The sequence below is a fragment of the Bacillus sp. GW823-FHT06A11 genome, from assembly GCF_058795355.1.
This window is the reverse complement of the sequence record NZ_JBXAHS010000004.1, coordinates 393,528-410,034: the sequence shown is the minus strand read 5'-3', so window position 1 is coordinate 410,034 and position 16,507 is coordinate 393,528. Positions and strand designations below refer to the sequence as shown.

15 protein-coding genes and 1 other RNA gene are annotated in these 16,507 nt (G+C 34.3%); 6 read left to right on the top strand and 10 right to left on the bottom strand.

What is annotated here, in order from left to right:
• Positions 1-358 precede the first annotated feature (358 nt).
• Positions 359-916, top strand: a complete 558-nt coding sequence (locus tag AC1Q8L_RS21280) for a cysteine hydrolase family protein (RefSeq protein ID WP_001001092.1) — start codon at positions 359-361, stop codon at positions 914-916.
• A gap of 41 nt (positions 917-957) precedes the next feature.
• On the opposite strand, the gene AC1Q8L_RS21275 is transcribed toward AC1Q8L_RS21280, so the two are convergent.
• A complete protein-coding gene (locus tag AC1Q8L_RS21275; protein WP_000460479.1) occupies positions 958-1,386 on the bottom strand; it encodes an Lrp/AsnC family transcriptional regulator in 429 nt (142 codons plus the stop codon).
• 362 nt (positions 1,387-1,748) lie between these two features.
• Here AC1Q8L_RS21275 and AC1Q8L_RS21270 point away from each other — a divergent pair, with 362 nt between their 5' ends.
• Positions 1,749-2,714, top strand: coding sequence for a DUF4822 domain-containing protein (locus tag AC1Q8L_RS21270; RefSeq protein ID WP_001034146.1), 966 nt, complete (start codon positions 1,749-1,751; stop codon positions 2,712-2,714).
• A 263-nt stretch (positions 2,715-2,977) separates the two neighbouring features.
• Here AC1Q8L_RS21270 and AC1Q8L_RS21265 read toward each other — a convergent pair whose 3' ends face one another.
• The gene (locus AC1Q8L_RS21265; RefSeq protein WP_002008929.1) at positions 2,978-3,409 is read right to left on the bottom strand and encodes an Lrp/AsnC family transcriptional regulator; all 432 of its coding nucleotides are present in this window, start codon (positions 3,407-3,409) and stop codon (positions 2,978-2,980) included.
• Positions 3,410-3,576: 167 nt separating this feature from the next.
• Between AC1Q8L_RS21265 and AC1Q8L_RS21260 the strand changes: the two genes are divergently transcribed.
• From AC1Q8L_RS21260 to AC1Q8L_RS21250, 3 genes are all read left to right on the top strand, one after another.
• Entirely contained in the window at positions 3,577-4,158 is a 582-nt protein-coding gene (locus tag AC1Q8L_RS21260) for a beta-class carbonic anhydrase (protein ID WP_000926482.1), read from the top strand.
• A gap of 55 nt (positions 4,159-4,213) precedes the next feature.
• A complete protein-coding gene (cynS, locus tag AC1Q8L_RS21255; protein WP_025118105.1) occupies positions 4,214-4,663 on the top strand; it encodes a cyanase in 450 nt (149 codons plus the stop codon).
• Positions 4,664-4,790: 127 nt separating this feature from the next.
• On the top strand, positions 4,791-6,071 hold the full coding sequence (locus AC1Q8L_RS21250; RefSeq protein ID WP_001031669.1) for a purine/pyrimidine permease: 1,281 nt from the start codon (positions 4,791-4,793) through the stop codon (positions 6,069-6,071).
• A gap of 33 nt (positions 6,072-6,104) precedes the next feature.
• Here AC1Q8L_RS21250 and alo read toward each other — a convergent pair whose 3' ends face one another.
• The 6 genes from alo to AC1Q8L_RS21220 all read right to left on the bottom strand — a co-directional run bounded on the left by alo (position 6,105) and on the right by AC1Q8L_RS21220 (position 13,142).
• Complete coding sequence (gene alo / locus AC1Q8L_RS21245; protein WP_000576745.1) at positions 6,105-7,643, bottom strand: anthrolysin O/cereolysin O family cholesterol-dependent cytolysin Alo; 1,539 nt, start codon at positions 7,641-7,643, stop codon at positions 6,105-6,107.
• Positions 7,644-8,079: 436 nt separating this feature from the next.
• Complete coding sequence (locus AC1Q8L_RS21240; RefSeq protein WP_000590061.1) at positions 8,080-8,832, bottom strand: iron ABC transporter ATP-binding protein; 753 nt, start codon at positions 8,830-8,832, stop codon at positions 8,080-8,082.
• Positions 8,829-9,893, bottom strand: a complete 1,065-nt coding sequence (locus AC1Q8L_RS21235; protein ID WP_098311960.1) for an iron chelate uptake ABC transporter family permease subunit — start codon at positions 9,891-9,893, stop codon at positions 8,829-8,831. Before AC1Q8L_RS21235 ends, AC1Q8L_RS21240 begins: the two co-directional genes overlap by 4 nt.
• Positions 9,890-10,906 (bottom strand): ABC transporter permease, encoded by a 1,017-nt coding sequence (locus AC1Q8L_RS21230; protein WP_000042055.1) that lies wholly within the window; start codon positions 10,904-10,906, stop codon positions 9,890-9,892. Before AC1Q8L_RS21230 ends, AC1Q8L_RS21235 begins: the two co-directional genes overlap by 4 nt.
• 19 nt (positions 10,907-10,925) lie before the next feature.
• The gene (locus tag AC1Q8L_RS21225) at positions 10,926-11,942 is read right to left on the bottom strand and encodes a siderophore ABC transporter substrate-binding protein (protein WP_000749433.1); all 1,017 of its coding nucleotides are present in this window, start codon (positions 11,940-11,942) and stop codon (positions 10,926-10,928) included.
• A gap of 522 nt (positions 11,943-12,464) precedes the next feature.
• Complete coding sequence (locus AC1Q8L_RS21220) at positions 12,465-13,142, bottom strand: response regulator transcription factor (RefSeq protein ID WP_000815824.1); 678 nt, start codon at positions 13,140-13,142, stop codon at positions 12,465-12,467.
• A gap of 1,039 nt (positions 13,143-14,181) precedes the next feature.
• On the opposite strand from AC1Q8L_RS21220, the gene AC1Q8L_RS21215 reads away from it, so the two are divergent.
• The gene (locus tag AC1Q8L_RS21215) at positions 14,182-15,114 is read left to right on the top strand and encodes a carbohydrate binding domain-containing protein (protein WP_000915083.1); all 933 of its coding nucleotides are present in this window, start codon (positions 14,182-14,184) and stop codon (positions 15,112-15,114) included.
• Between the two features lie 326 nt (positions 15,115-15,440).
• Here the strand turns inward: AC1Q8L_RS21215 and ssrA are convergent.
• Both ssrA and smpB read right to left on the bottom strand, forming a co-directional pair.
• Positions 15,441-15,795, bottom strand: a transfer-messenger RNA (tmRNA) gene (gene ssrA / locus AC1Q8L_RS21210).
• Positions 15,796-15,921: 126 nt separating this feature from the next.
• Complete coding sequence (smpB, locus tag AC1Q8L_RS21205) at positions 15,922-16,389, bottom strand: SsrA-binding protein (RefSeq protein WP_001123920.1); 468 nt, start codon at positions 16,387-16,389, stop codon at positions 15,922-15,924.
• Between the last annotated feature and the right edge of the window lie 118 nt (positions 16,390-16,507).

Sequence of the window (16,507 nt, the reverse complement as noted above, 5' to 3'; positions counted from 1 at the left end):
ATTTTTCCAATATATCGATTGGTCGACAATATCTGACACTACCTCACTCCAATCACTCACAGCATATCCTAGAAAAACATCTTCAGCAAAAACTTAAAATCGCATTTCCTCATAAAAAAACATAACCCGCTCCTCCAGCAAAGGTATGGTTTTTAACCCTGCGATGCCACTCTATCTATAACCTTGCTGTGAATTCCACAAAATCCATTTGTACTTATACCAACTTTCACTTTTTTCACACTGAAACTATATCCGTTAAAATCGTTTCATAACGTTATTACTTCCGCATAGCTACAATTTATATAATAACGGCACAGTACAAATAACGTGCTGAATCACTAAGTATGGGGGAATAACGATGAACGAAGCGTTACTATTAGTAGACATACAAAATGATTACTTTGAAGGCGGCAATATGGAATTACATCAACCTGAAAAAGCCGCACAAAAAGCGAAAGAAGTCTTGAAAGTATTTCGTGAAAATCATAAAACAGTTATTCACGTACAACATATCGCGAACAATGAAGGAGCTACTTTCTTCTTACCTGATACAGTAGGTGTTCAAATTCATGATGATGTACAACCGATTGTTAACGAAAGAGTCCTACAAAAACATCACCCCAACAGTTTTTTAAGAACAAATTTATTAGAAACATTAAAGACAGAGAAAATAGACCAACTAGTCATTTGCGGTATGATGACTCATGTATGTATTGATGCAACAGTGCGCGCTGCCAGTGACTTCGGATTTCAATGTATTGTAATTGAAGATGCTTGTACAACAAAAGATTTAGAATTCCAAGGAAATCTAATCCCCGCAGTACACGCTCATCAATCGTTCATGAGTGCATTAGAGTTTGGTGATATTTATGCAACAGTCATGTCAGCAAACTGTTTTATAACCAAAAGCAAATAAAGAATTACAGTTCCATATGAAAAAAAGAAAGGATAAGTATCTTATTCTTTCTTTTTTTCCATTGTCTTAATGACAGTATTTATACGATAATCACCATAATGTAAAACATCTGCAAGAGCCTCTTCTAATTGCTGATGCGAAGATGTGTGAAGAGTCATGATATAGCATCCATCGCCGCTTATACGATACATTTCAGTAATTACGTCCGTTTTTTCAAAAAAGTTTTGAATTTGATTATGATAGTGCGGTGCATGCAAAAATAGTGTAACAAAGGTCATAATAGAACCTTCTAGCTTCGCCCTATCGATATTTATCGTATATTTTTGAATGACACCTACCTCTTCTAATTTATTAATTCGTTTCCCAACAGCCTGGCCAGTCAAATGTACTATCTCCCCAATTTCCTTCCAGTTCATTCTAGCGTTTTCTTGTAGTAATTGTATAATCTTAAAATCTGTTGAATCAAACATGGACATCCCCTTCCTATACGAAACGAATTCTATAAAATCTTCATTTCTCCTACAGTTTTTCTCAAAAGTTTTGCACTACAATCGATTAGCTCTATTAGCAATTACATTATTGTTAGTGGCTTTCCTTCTTCTTTACAATGTATTTTTTGGATTACTCGTAGCCACTACAGTAATCTAGCGATTTTTTATAAATATGAACAAATTTTAGGAATTAGTTTATCTTTTTTTAATGTTTTATTTAGAGGCAGTTTATAGTCGGGTATTAACATAAGAAACGTAGCAACTAAGTTCATATATGACGCACTGCTACTATAATCGCTAACCGTACTACTTGAAATCATAAAATAAGGAGACGATAAAACATGAACAAAAAAGCAAAAGCACTATCATCCGTATTGCTCGGATTCACATTAGCATTAACAGGGTGTGCTGGTACTAAAGCTGAAGAAAATCATGGGAAACAAAAACAAGAACAAGTTGCTAAAGAAACAAAAAAGGAAAATAAATTAACTAAAGGGCAAAAAATGACTAATATTCTTAGCGAGACAAATTGGCAAGGTACACGAGTGTATGACAAAGATAAGAATGACTTAACAAAAGAAAATGCAAACTTCATTGGTCTTGCAAAATATGATGCGAAGTCAGGCAGATATGAATTTTTTGATGCTAAAACAGGTGCAAGTCGTGGCGATAAAGGAACTTTCTTTGTCACAAATGATGGGAAGAAAAGAATATTAATTTCAGAATCAATGAAGTATCAAGCTGTCGTTGACATGACAAAACTAAATAAAAATGTATTTACTTATAAACGAATGGGGAAAGACGCTAACGGTAAAGATGTAGAAGTTTTCGTTGAACATGTCCCATATAAAGAAAAAGAACTTTCTTTCACTGATCCGGACAAGCAGCTGAACACGACTACAGGCGATATTGTTAAAAACGTTGATGGAGATAAAATTTTAGGCGGTACCCTTTGGCACGGAACAAAGGTATTAGACGAAGCTGGTAACGATGTAACACAGTTTAATTCGAATTTTATAAGTTTAGCAAAATTTGATGACAAATCTAATAAATATGAGTTCTTCAATAGCGAAACAGGTCAAAGCCGCGGTGATTATGGCTACTTCGATGTTGTACACGAAAATAAAATAAGAGCCCATGTTTCCATTGGAAATAATAAATACGGTGCTGCTCTTGAGCTTACTGAACTAAATAAGAATAAATTTACGTATAAAAGAACTGGTAAAGACCAAGCTGGTAAGGATATAACTATATTCGTTGAACATGAACCTTATAAAGGTGATATGAAACCACAATTTAGTTTTTAAAAACGTTTGATTAAAGATCCTGTACTGAGTTGCAGGATCTTTCTTAAGACAAAATCATTTACGATTCTCTTGAAAGAAATCTTCTCATATCCACCCACAACTCTTCAGCTTAATTGTTGAATATAACAACTTTAAAAAGCCTTACTACACATAAATTGTAGTAAGGCTCTGACTATTTAAGATAAACATTAAACGACTTCATTATCTCTATACAAATAAAGTTTAGCAAATAATGTTACTATCTCCTCCAAAGAAAAGAAACCTTATTTCAACTTTCCTATTGATAAGTTAACACGATAGTTCCCATATTTTAATAGTCGTCCTAGAAAGTTATCTAAGTCTTCGTTGGAAGCAAAATGTGTTTTTAATAAATAACACCCCTCACCACTTATACGGTGTACTTCAGAAATCCCTTCTTCTCCTTGAAAGAAATTCATAAACTCTTGGTGATTAGCTGTTGTTACGAACAAAGTAACAAATGCAGTCACTACTTGTCCTAATTTGATTCGGTTTATTGCAATTGTATACTGTTCAATAATCCCTAAATCCTCTAATCTTCGAATTCGATTTCCTACAGCTTGCCCCGTCATATGTATTTTTTGGCCAAGTTCTTTCCATTGTATTCTTGAGTTTTCTCCTAATAATTTCAGTATCTCAAAATCTGTTTGATCAATGATATAAACCAATCCTTTCACCGTGAAAGTAGAAAGCCCGAAAGTGTTTCGCCAACTTATTCTGCTTATCGATACAATTCACTATACTTAGTTTATCCTCTTACATCACATTATTTATCAGCTATATTTACTTATAACACAGAGGACACAACAAAAAAATACATCTAGATTTAAAGGAGGTTACAAATATGTTATTACAAGAAATTCTATCGTTCAATGAACATTTTGTAGAAAATAAGGAATACGCTCCTCGTGAAGCGACAAAAATGCCTAAAAAACGTATGGTTGTTGTTTCTTGCATGGATGCTCGTTTAATTGAGCTACTTCCAAAAGCTTTAGATATACACGATGGTGATGCAAAAGTTATCAGAAATGCAGGTGGTAAAATTGCTTCTGCTTTCGATAGTGTTATGCAAAGTGTTGTAGCGTCAGTATACGATTTAAATGCAGATGAAATCTTCCTTATTGGACACCATAGATGTGGCGCGAGCCAAACGAATCCAAAAGGAACACTTCAAAAAATATTAGATCGCGGAGTAGCTTCATCAGAAATTTTATCAGCGATTGAATATGCTGGTATTGACCTTGAAAAATGGTTATTCGGATTCGATGATGTTTGCGACTCAACGCAAGCTAATGTTGATTTAGTAAGAAATCATCCACTTATCCCAAAAGATGTTCCTGTACATGGTTTAGTTATTGACCCTCACACAGGTAAATTAGATGTAGTGGTTGATGGATATAAAGCGTTAAATAGTAAAACAAAATAATAATTATCACGTATATGAAGGGAAGTTATGAGATATGAAAAAACAAGTATTAGATATGAATAGACAAGAAGCTACGCAAAAAATTTTAGCAGCAAAAATTAAAAAAGGGTTAACTTGGGAAGAAATTGCAAAAGTAAGTGAACACTCTGAGACTTGGGTTGTAACAGCGTTATTAGGACAAGCTACAATGACACGTCCAGAAGCAGAAGAAATTGGTAAACTATTAGAATTAGATGAAGAAGTAGTTCAAGCATTAACAGTAGTTCCACTTCGCGGCCAAGTAATGGAAATGCCTCCTACGGACCCGATTGCATATCGTTTATATGAAATGATGTTACAATATGCACCAACTATTAGAGAATTAATCTTAGAAAAATCCGGCGAAGGTGTAATGAGTGCAATTAACTTCAACTTGGGTGTGGATACACAAGAAGATCCAAAAGGTGGCGATCCTCGCATCGTAATTACACTTAACGGTAAATTCTTACCATTTCGTGCATGGTAATTAATTAAAAATCTATCTATATCATTAAATTAATTTTATAGATTTACAAAATCCATCCTTTTTAATCTAACTGTGTAGAAAGGATGGATTTTTAATATGAGATTCTTTTTCGGCAAAGGAGAATAATATGAATAAAGAATACTTTGATACGAGCTTTAATATTCTACAATGGTTTGTGTTTCTATTAGCAAATGCAATTGCATTACCTATAATTATTGGTGGCATATTCCATTTACCAATAGAGGATGTCTCAACATTAATGCAGCAAACTTTTTTAGTGGTAGGAATAAGTTCATTTATACAAGTATGGTTTGGGCATCGCTATCCCATCGCGGATGGGCCAGCCGGTTCATGGGTAAGTATATTTGTCATATCGGGACAAATCGCTATGCATCAGGGACAAAGTGCAAAAGACGTGTTGCAACTTTTAGAAGGCGGGTTAATTATTGCAGGTATATTACTCTTCATACTTGGTATAACAGGGCTTGTACATCGAATCTTACGTTTATTTACCCCTTTAGTTACAGGAACTTTTCTTTTAATCTTAGCACTTCAGCTTAGTGGTGTGTTAGTAAAAGGAATGATAGGATTACAAGGATCTGCAACCCATCCTGACTATACAACAGCTACTATTGCTCTCTTTGTTTTTGCCCTTATTACTTTCTTATCAATTAAAGGGAAAGGATGGATGAAAAGTTACGCTGTATTACTTGGAATTTCATGCGGTTGGCTTTTGTATGCAGTATTAGGAAAATCATCTCATATGCCTTCGCACACAACACTAGTTAAGTTACCAGAGATATTTGCTTGGGGCACACCTAGATTCGATATTGGAATGACTCTAACTGCAACTTTATTTACATTTCTTTTAGTTGCAAATACAATCGCTGCTATTTCGGCTGTAAAACAAGTGGCTCCATTATCTAAAGAAAATGAAAAGCAAACACTGAACCGTGGTGTATGGGTCGGAGGTATATCACATATTATCTCGTCGTTGTTCTCTACAATTGGAATTGTACCATTACCTGCATCAGCAGGATTTATCAAACTAACAGGACAAAGAAAAGTGAAGTCGTTCCTTATAGCAAGTCTTATATTAGCAGGAATTTCTTTTATTCCCTCAATTGTAAACTTTATATCCTTGCTACCAGGACCTATTGCTAATGCTGCACTTTTAGCAACATTTGTCCAAGTAATAGGCATTTCATTTCAATCCATTTTACGTGAAGCAGTAAATCAACGCCGATTAACTATATTAGGAATTTCATTATTAATCAGTTTAGGAATATTGTTTCTTCCAGAAAGTGCATTTAGCGGAATTCCTTCTTCCTTACAATATGTTTTAAGTAATGGCTTACTTGTGGGTACCATGCTTGTCATTCTATTAGAACAATTTTGGAAAGAGTAAAAAGCGCCCTACTTATAGGGCGCTTTTTTATACTTAATGACTAATACTAGCTGTTGGGTATAATGTTGTTCCTCCAATTGAAACTTTTATTTCATTTGTTAATGGAACATTTTGTTCATTAATAATTGTTCTCCACCATTCCCATGCAAGACCTGTACATTCTCTTGCTACAATTTTTATATTTTTTGAATTCGGCGGAAGAGGGATAACTGTAGAGTAATGAGCCGTTTTGTCTTTTCCGCTACCATCCCATGTTTTATGTGTTAGTACTTCGTTACCCTTTTGATCAAATGTGAATTCATCCCAAGATACATCAAATTGAGCAACGTAAGCACCGTAATGATCAAGTGTCATTTTAGCACTTGAATATTCTGTAGTTGTCGTCTCAATATAATCTGTATTGTTATGAACAGCAGCAGTTGCATTATCTTTTAAGAAAGTACTTGTATATGAAATTGGGTATGCTGGATTTTTAAGACTTAATTCAGCATTATCTTTAATAATATTTCGGATTTCATTGAAATCTTTAGTAACAACCTTGTTATGCTCTTTCGCATCTCCGCCTAATACTACAGCAGTAAAGGTACTTTCTTCAAAAATATCTTTATACTGTCCACTTGTTTCAACGCTGTTATTCTTAAGTAAGGCTTTAAAAGCAGCTTGTACATCTTTGCTCTTAGATGTTGTTTCTAATTTTACATAAATCGTTCTACCATAAGCTACATTTGAAACCATAACAGGTGGAGCCGAATTACTTACGCCTTTTCGAGTTAACTCGTCAAAAGTAACGCTATTATCAAAAAGGTCGGATGGATTGTTAGGTAGTTCAGCACTTACCGTATAAAATATTTGCTTATACGCCGCTACCATCACTTTTTTCTCTCCATTTGCAACCGCATTAAAATCAATGTTTAGACTGTTATCAAGATATTTAGCGTTAACATTAAGAGCACTTGCTATTTGTGATTTACTATAAACCATAGATTCCGTATACTGCATTCTTGCAGGTAACGTATGTGTTGTAGAATACTTTTCATTCCAAGTAGATACTAAATCGTCTACTGCTCCAGCTACATTACCATATGTCGGATTTTGGACAGTGATTGTATTTTCTTTTCTCATGCCCGGTAAGTCTATACTAATATTCAAAGGCTTTCTCTTAGCCACTAATAAACTTGGTTGATTGTCTGCAAAAGCTTTATTTGCAAGTTGTACAGCTCCTGGATACGTGCGATTCACTACAGAATCAATAATTGAAATATCGACTGGTGACGTTGTAAGTGATTTTTTCTCGCGTTCCACTACTACAAATTTACCATTTGAATTGATACTTTCTTTCGGAACAAAACTTTCTACTTTATCACCATTTACAGCTAAAACCTCTTGATTATTATATTTAAGATTTGCTATACCAGTATTAATGCCACTAGCATTTTTGGTTACATCAGTTACATTACTTGCTTGTGTTTCTGCGAAGGAAATAGATGAATAATTAATAGTGCATAGACTAACTAATAAACATGTAAGGAACTTTCTTCTTTTAGTGTTTTTCTTAATATTCAGAAAAATCACCCCGTTCTTTTTTTAGTAAAATATGATAATGATTGATAAATGATAGCTAACTAATAAACTTACATAAATGCTTTTAAAAGTTCTTGAATTAACGGGATTACGCCACCTACAAATTTTAAAACTGCCATTGCGATTTCCATATTATTTCCTCCTTTTTATTGCTACGAAAATGTGATTTATCTTTATGCCCTCATTATAGTGACCCCTTACACTTTTATCAATACACTCTGATATGCAATATTACATATACAAAAAACAAGCTGAATTCTTTTGAAAAATTATACAGAGATATTTTTTCGTTTGGTACATACTTGAAAAGGTGAAGCATTCTTTTGCATTTTATGAGTAATCACATAAAAAAAAGCTGCTGCCTATAAAATATAGACAACAACTTCAACTAGAGTAGCTTGCATAATCTACGCAAGACATTTTATAACTAATAAACTGCGATCGGCCCATAAGGACCATTAATAATCTCTATTTTTGTTTCAAAAATATCTGTCAAAAGTGTTGGGTCCATAACTTCTTCTACTGTTCCAAAAGCAGCAATTTGTCCATCTTTCATAGCACAAATTTTATCCGAATATTTAGCTGCAAAATTTATGTCATGCATGACAGTCAAAATTGTTCGTCCAAATTCATTAGCTGCACGTCTCAAATGCTCCATCATTTGAACAGAACGAGCAACATCAAGGTTGTTCAAAGGTTCGTCCAAAAGTACATATTCCGTCTCTTGGCACAATACCATCGCTACATATGCCCTTTGTCTTTGACCACCAGAAAGCTCATCTAAATATCTATTCTCTAAACTAGTTAAATCTAAGAAATCGATATATTTAGAGATGATAGCCTCATCTTCTTTAGTCAATCTTCCCTTTGAATAAGGAAAGCGCCCAAATCCAACTAGTTGTCTCACAGTAAGCCTAGTTACAAAATGATTTTCTTGTCGCAATATAGTCAAAACTTTTGCTAAGTCTTTTGATTTGGATTCAGAAACATCCATATTTGCTACCTGAATTTGACCTTCATCCATATCTAAAAGTCTGCCAATCATCAAAAGTGTCGTTGACTTTCCAGCGCCATTTGGTCCAATTAAAGAAGTAAAGCCTGCTTTTGGTATTTCAATATCCAAAGGTCCTATTTTTACCTTATCAGTATAGAACTTTTTAACATTATCAATTTTTATCATAAAGCCCTCTTCCTTAAAACTATAGTTAAGAATATGATTCCACCGAATAATTCAATAATAACTGAAACTACACCTTGAGCATGGAATACATGATACATTAAAAAGTATGCGCTCGTCATTATTAAAAATCCTATAGCAAAAGCCATCGGAAAAATATATCTATGATCATAAGTTGACGCTGCCTGATAACTCAAAGTTGCCACTAAAAAGCCGTAGAAAGTAAGTGGCCCAATTAGAGCTGTTGAAATGGACATTAAAATAGCTACTAATACAAGCGTATAAATTACACTAGGTTGGTATTTAACTCCAAAAGAAGTAGCAACATCTTTTCCTAGTGACAAAACATTCAAATTCTTAGAATGAGCAAAAATTAATAACGCTACAATTATGATCATAGGAATTACAATAGGAAAATATGCAGGATCTGCATGATTAACAGAACCAAATAATCTTGCTTGTAAGATATCAAATTCTGAAGGCGCAAGTAGTTTTCTCATGAAAGTTGACACAGAATTTAGCCCGGTACCAATAATAATTCCAACTAAAAGCATAAGTTGTAAATTCCCGTATTTACCGGAAAGTAACCATCCATAAAGTATCAAACTCATGAAGACCATAACAACAACTTGGAATAAAAATGATCCAATTCCATTAAAATTTATTAACGCACTAGCACCAAAGAAGAATACTGTACTCGTTTGAATTGCTGAATAAAGTGATTCGAAACCTAAAAGCGATGGAGTAATAATTTTATTATTCGTAATAGATTGGAAAGCAACTGTCGACAAGCTATGGCAAACCGCAGCAATAATCATTGCAACAATAGCTACTATCCTTCTCTTAACGACTGGGATAAAAGAAGGTGAATCTATCGGAACTGGATTGTTATAAACTAAAAGTCCATATGAAGAAAGAAGACCTAAAGCAATCAATGTTATCAGTAAAATCCAATAACGTCTTGCTTCCTTCTTAGACCGAAAAGCGCTAGCTGATCTACTTTCATTATGAAGGCTAGAATCGATTTCGACATTTTCTTTTTTTCTATATTCTAATGTGATCATCGTAGCCTCCTTGGTTTTCTTTGTCTCAATAAAATAGTAATAAACACGACTGCTCCCACTGTTGCAAGTATTAAAGAAACAGGTAATTCAAAAGGCTGTATAATTGTTCGAGAAATGATGTCACAGGCAGTTATTGATCCCATTCCGATCACACAAACCCAAGGTAAATTACTCCTAAGATCATCACCTCTAAACATTGAAACGATATTTGGCACAATTAATCCTAAGAAAGGTAAGTGTCCAATAACAGCTGCAACAATTCCAACTGCAACAGAGATAAGAGCAGTCCCAAAAAGAACAATTCTATTGTAATTAACTCCAAGACTTGTTGCGACATCTTCTCCTAGTCCAGCTAAAGTCAATCTATTAGCATACATAAAAATAAGAAAAGTAATGATAACAATCAGCCATAAATATTCATATCTTCCCACCTGAATGTTAGCAAATGAACCTACAAACCAAGTTTCAATACTTTGCGTCTTTTGAAAAAGGAGTCCTAAAAAAGTAGACACTGCAGAAATTACTGCTCCAAGCATCAATCCAATAATCGGAACAATTAAAGACGAACGAAGCTTAACTCTTCTTAAAAATAGAAAGAAAATCATAGTTCCTATAAAAGAAAAAATGATTGCACCAGTCATTCTTTGAACTAAAGTCGGGGCAGGAAATAATAAATACACAAAAAGCAGGCCTAAGCCTGACCATTCAATAGTCCCCGTTGTAGTAGGTTCAACAAAGCGATTCTGTGTAATGAGTTGCATTACGAGCCCTGCCATCGCCATCGCAGCTCCAGTAAGCATTAATGCAGCTGTTCTCGGAACACGAGTTATGAAAAACATCTCTGTCCCGTCCTCTTGTCCACGTATATCATAAACTCCAGTAAACAGTGATATAATCCCTAAAATTATAACAACTATAACTGCTATTATAAAAGGTTTTGTCCATATTTTATTTTGATCATAAAACTGGGGTTGAGAAATATTCTCAACCCTAGAAATCATATTTTTTGACACTGTTTCGTACCCCTTTACACTACTTAGCTAAAGTTTTTGCCATATTTCCAAATAACTCTATATAAGTTTGAATTGATTCATTTGTGTAAGTATCTTCTGGTGCATAAATAACTTGTTTTTTAGAAACAGCAGTTGTGTTTTGAAGAGCAGGTGATTTAGAAATAACATCCTTAGCAGGTGTTGACTTAGCTGCATCAGATGTTGCAGCATCACGATCTAATACGAAAATCCAATCAGGATTTGTTTGTGCAATAGCTTCAACAGAAACGTCATCACCTTTATGACCTGCAGTAGAATTTGAAACTTCTAACGCTGGAGTCCAACCAAAAATTTCATACATTGGTCCCCAAACGCGACCAGAATGTGGAGCAGCAAAACCAATATTACCACCAGTAACGATAACACTCATAACTTTATCTTTTCCGTTATAAGCAGATTTTGCTTTTTCAATAGATTTATCAAAATCAGCTACTAATTGTTTAGCTTCTTTATCTTTATTAAAGATTTTTCCTAAAGTAATTGTAGAATCTTTAAGTCCTTTTACTAAGTTTTCGCCAGGCTTAGTAGCTTTCTCAGAAACATCAAAATTAAGATCAATAACTGCTGCATTTGGTACTAATTTTTTGATTTCTTCGTAATGGTCAGCAAATCTTTGACCAACGATTACAAGGTCAGGGTTTGCCGCTGCAATAATTTCAAGATTTGGTTCACGGTGATTCCCAATATTTTGAACTTTTTCATCCTTTTTATATGCTGAATCAGCAGGCATGATATCCTTTGGAGCAGCCGCTAATTTAATTCCCCAATCAGATAAAGTTTCAAAAGTTCTGTTATCCAAAGCAACTACATTCTTTGGGTTTACAGGGACTTTAACAGTTCCATGAGCATCAGTGATTTCAACCGTTTTTGGCTTATCACTACCATTATCTTTATTATTAGCCTTCGAAGTTTCTTTACTTGAATCTGAGCAAGCTACTAACATTAAAGTGAAAATTGCTAGAATACTCACTAATTTTAAAAGCATAGATTTTTTCATATGTATACTCCTTATAGTGTGATTTATTTCGAAAATGATGACATCCATAGATTGAATTAGAAGGTAACTTTTATTCAATTGAATCGCTATTGATAATCATTTTCATTTGAACATCCTGTTAATTAGTATAGTCATTAATTCTGTGAAAATCTTGTGAATGGTGTGAATTCATAAAATCAGGCAAACAAAGTAATATATGAAGTCGGGCGTGTTGATTAACCTTTATTCTTCAGAGCGTGTCGATTTTTTTCGAGTAGACACTTTCATTAGATCCGGTCTCAACTAATGCGCGCTAGAATCGTCCCCTACACAATACCCAAAAGATGAGCACCTTATAAACCATAATTTCCCCTGCAAAAAATGCTCATTAATAGCTAATGTTTTCATAATCCATTACCTGATAGAAATATTTTTTTACATCTTTTAATACTTCTCAGAAACTATTTGATTATCACATTTAATAAAAAAACGAGTAAAACTGAATGAAATAGTTTTACTCATTTTTTTATTATCTTATTTTTATCAGTCAATCATTGAATAGCCTCTGCCATGTATCGTTTGAATATATCTGTCTTTCTTCTCGCACTTTAACTTTTTTCTTACATACCCAATATATAAGTCTACTACATTTGGATTTACTACTACGTTATATCCCCATACTTGATTCAAAAGCATTTCACGGCTCAATATTGTGTTTTTGTTTTTGATTAAAAATACAAGCAAATCATACTCGCGCTTAGTAAGGGAGAGGTTCTCGCCACCTTTTTTCACAATATTGCTAGATGCATCAACAAAGAGATCTTTAAACTGAAAAAATTTCATCTCATTTTGCTGGATATAGTCACTTCTCCTTAAAATTGCTTGAACCCTTGCTACTAATTCTTCTTTCACAAATGGTTTTCTTATATAATCATCTGCTCCTGCTTGTAGCCCTGCTATGCAATCCTTACTAGAAATATTGTCGGTCACAATAATGATCGGTGTGGTTTTAACAAGTCGTATTTGTCTGCAAATTTCTGGTCCCGATATACTTAATGAGTCCCAATCCAATATGATAATATCCCAATCTTGTTCATATATTATATTTAAACCTTGGTTTTCATTGTGAAGTTTTAAAATGAAATAGCCTTCTTGCGTTAGACCGCTTACAATTTTCTTTGCTGAAGACCATTCATTTTTAATCACCAACACCTGCTTCACCGATGGTTCACCTCTACTTCAATATAACTTATTTAGATAAAAAATTATCCTGAAAAAACAATTTAAGATTTATAAATTAAAAATCCCTAAATAATCCATTAAAACAGCTTATTAGGAGAACTCTATATAATCTTACAATAGGTATGGTTAAAAACACAAAACATATGAAGATTCGAATAAAACGAATTTATAATTAAATAAGCGGAGATGTTCATCCCCCACTGAATATCAGTCCTCACCAATCGAGCTTTGACTGGATAAAATTGTGATATTTAAGGGATAACACACAAGGTACATTGAGGATGCAATTGAAAGAACCAAGAAATTAGATACATTCTATTTTTAGAACCATAACTTTTCCATAAACAAAAAAAACCATAAGCTTGCCGTGTGTTTTATTAATGTAGCTTTGGAATAATGTTTGGCCAAATTGATACTAATAACCTTAATAAACGAGCAAGTGGAAGTGACGCTTTCGTTAGTTAATAGGTCACTTTGCTCTCTTGATATGCTTTCTTTACCCGTTCAATTTGAGCAAGGTGTCCTTGTATATATTGAAGATCTTTCAAGGGCTAGAAGGGGCACCTGTGCTGGGAAGTGCAAAGTAGATTCCAGTAAAAGGATAAAAAGTGTACGGTGCACTTTTTAAAAAGGTTTTTGGTAATCATTTTGCAGTACGTTAAGGTATTCATAGTGTTGCAAATATCTATTTTCTATTTCGCTACGAATATCACCGTATTATCGAAAATTAATTTGCAACACAATATATGCAACGTTATGGCGCCATAAAAATCAAGCCCAAGTGGAGTGTTGCATAAATGTTAATTTTTGCAACTGTCGACGCATCGTGTATTACATTTTCTGTAAGTTACTTTACACTTCACGGCACGGTTGCTCCCTCTACCCCTTCAAATGAAAATAACCTAAATCTCTGATACATAAATTATTTATTGTTAAAGTTGTTCTTTGGCAGGTTTATCCAAACATATATAGAAATATGAAAAAGTAAATTTTAATCTGACCAAAGGAGATGAAGAAATTGTTAAAAAAAGTCGGTATAGGAGTCTTTTCTACAGCAATTGTATTAAGTGCCAGTATAGGTTTTTCAGGTATTGTATCAGCAGATAGTTCATCTGCAAATGAACAAGTTAAGAATGGAGATTTTGAGGATGGGCTAAATAACTGGATTTTATCTAATCCTAATTCTTCTACCGAGAATATCGGCACTTCTGAACCAGCCAATCATTATCTCAAATTAATACATGCAGACACAGCCTATCAGCCTGTTACTGTAAAGCCGAATACAGAATATACATTAACATTTGATATAGCGGGAAGTATAGGTTCTCCATCAGAAGTAACAGTAGGTAATCTGAATGCCCATCAAGAAATCGTTCCATTAACAAAAAAGCAATATTCAGGATTTAAGCCGGAACATCATGAGATGAAGTTTAAAACAGGGGAAGATGTGTCAAACTTTGCTGTCAAACTTGCTTCTACAGCAAATGGGAGGGTTAAGTTTGATAATGTACAATTAAAGGAGAAGGAGAACCCTTATATTTTAAATATTGATTTTGACCACAATTCAAGTTTAGAACCTTTTAAACCAGCATATGGCTCTTTAATTTACAATATTGAAGAGCATGCAGGAGTAAATAATTCTAAAGGACTTCATTTTAGTTCAGGAGCTGGTCATCTTAAGGGAGACGTAACTTTGAAGCCTAATACTACATACATCATGTCCGCATCTGGAAAAGTATCGGGTCCTGAAAAAACCTTATTTGTAGGAGCACAGTCTCCTGGGGGAGAAAACACATTTGTTATGACGTTTACTTCCACACAGTATGAACAAAAATCGGTTGAATTTACTACTCTAAATACTAATAATCCATATAAGGTCATCTTACAAATTAATGGATATGTTAACATCGGTGATGCCTATCTTGATGATATCGTACTAGTTGAAAAGTAGCCATAATTAAAAATATATTTCTATCATTGACACATGAAAACAATTCTAGAAATGAGTCGCCATATGCCCATCAACTTAAGGATTTTATAACGCCCCAAAACGAAAAAAATGTACATTTTTTTCGTTTTGGGGTATTTGCTATTCTTAGATTGATGATGATGTGATGCTATCCCTAAAAGTCGCGACTTTATTTAAAGGCGACATTAAAAATATTCTTCAAATCCTGGAAGCATAAGTTGGCCGTAAACTAAAAGAAGCATAAGTTGGCCAAAACGGCCATCTTATGCTTCTTGTTATACAAAATAAAAAAACCACCAAATATGTATTGGTGGAGACGGTGGGAGTCGAACCCACGTCCAAAAATATCGGCACTTAAGCTTCTACGAGTGTAGTCGATATATTAGCATTTCGCGAACTCTTCGGCCTATCGACAGGCTTCCAAGTTGCTAGTCTGGTTGTTCTCTTCCTTTGTCCTCAGACGGCGAACTCCGGCGTAGTCCACTTAGTTTGAGTCCCTTACCCTACCACATGGACGATGGAGGGAGGAACCTTTAGTGCAATTAAGCAGCTAAAGAAAGATTGTTTTGTTTGCCAATTATAGGCTTTGACGTTTTAACGAGGCCGATCCCCTCGACTCGCAACCTAAGCTCGAACTATCCCTGTCGAATCCGTAACGTCCCCATGATAAAAATGGAGCATACGAAGAAAATATCGTGATAGCTACTAAGAGCTGTTTTTCAATGTGCAACAACCTTACATAAGTTATTATATCATACGCGCGCCGTTTTACAAATGTAAATATCTGTATTACATCTTTTGGCGATCACGGAACACGCGTGCAATTTCACGTTTCGCTTCTTTCTCTTTTAAATCGTGACGTTTATCGTATTGTTTCTTACCTTTTGCTAAACCAAGTGCCATTTTTGCAAATCCATTTTTCAAATAGATTCTAAGTGGAACTAATGCGTAACCTGTTTCTTTTGCAGCGCCTGCTAGCTTATCAATTTCTTTTTTATGAAGAAGTAATTTTCTCGTACGAAGTGGATCATGGTTGAAACGATTCCCTTGTTCGTACGTATTAATGTGCATATTATGAACCCATACTTCACCATTATGTACACGTGCAAACGCATCTTTCAAGTTCACGCGACCAGCGCGAATCGACTTAATTTCCGTTCCTTGAAGGACAAGCCCTGCTTCGTATGTTTCTTCAATGAAATAATCATGAAACGCTTTTTTATTTTGTGCAATAACCTTACCTGTACCTTTTGGCATATAACGTCCCTCCTCTATTTTTACTATTGTAACAAATGTAAACAAAAAGCGAAAGTGGCTCGCTTAGAATCTTTGGACATTGGAACTCCCGACAGAGAAGCGCTTTTTGCTTCGTCCG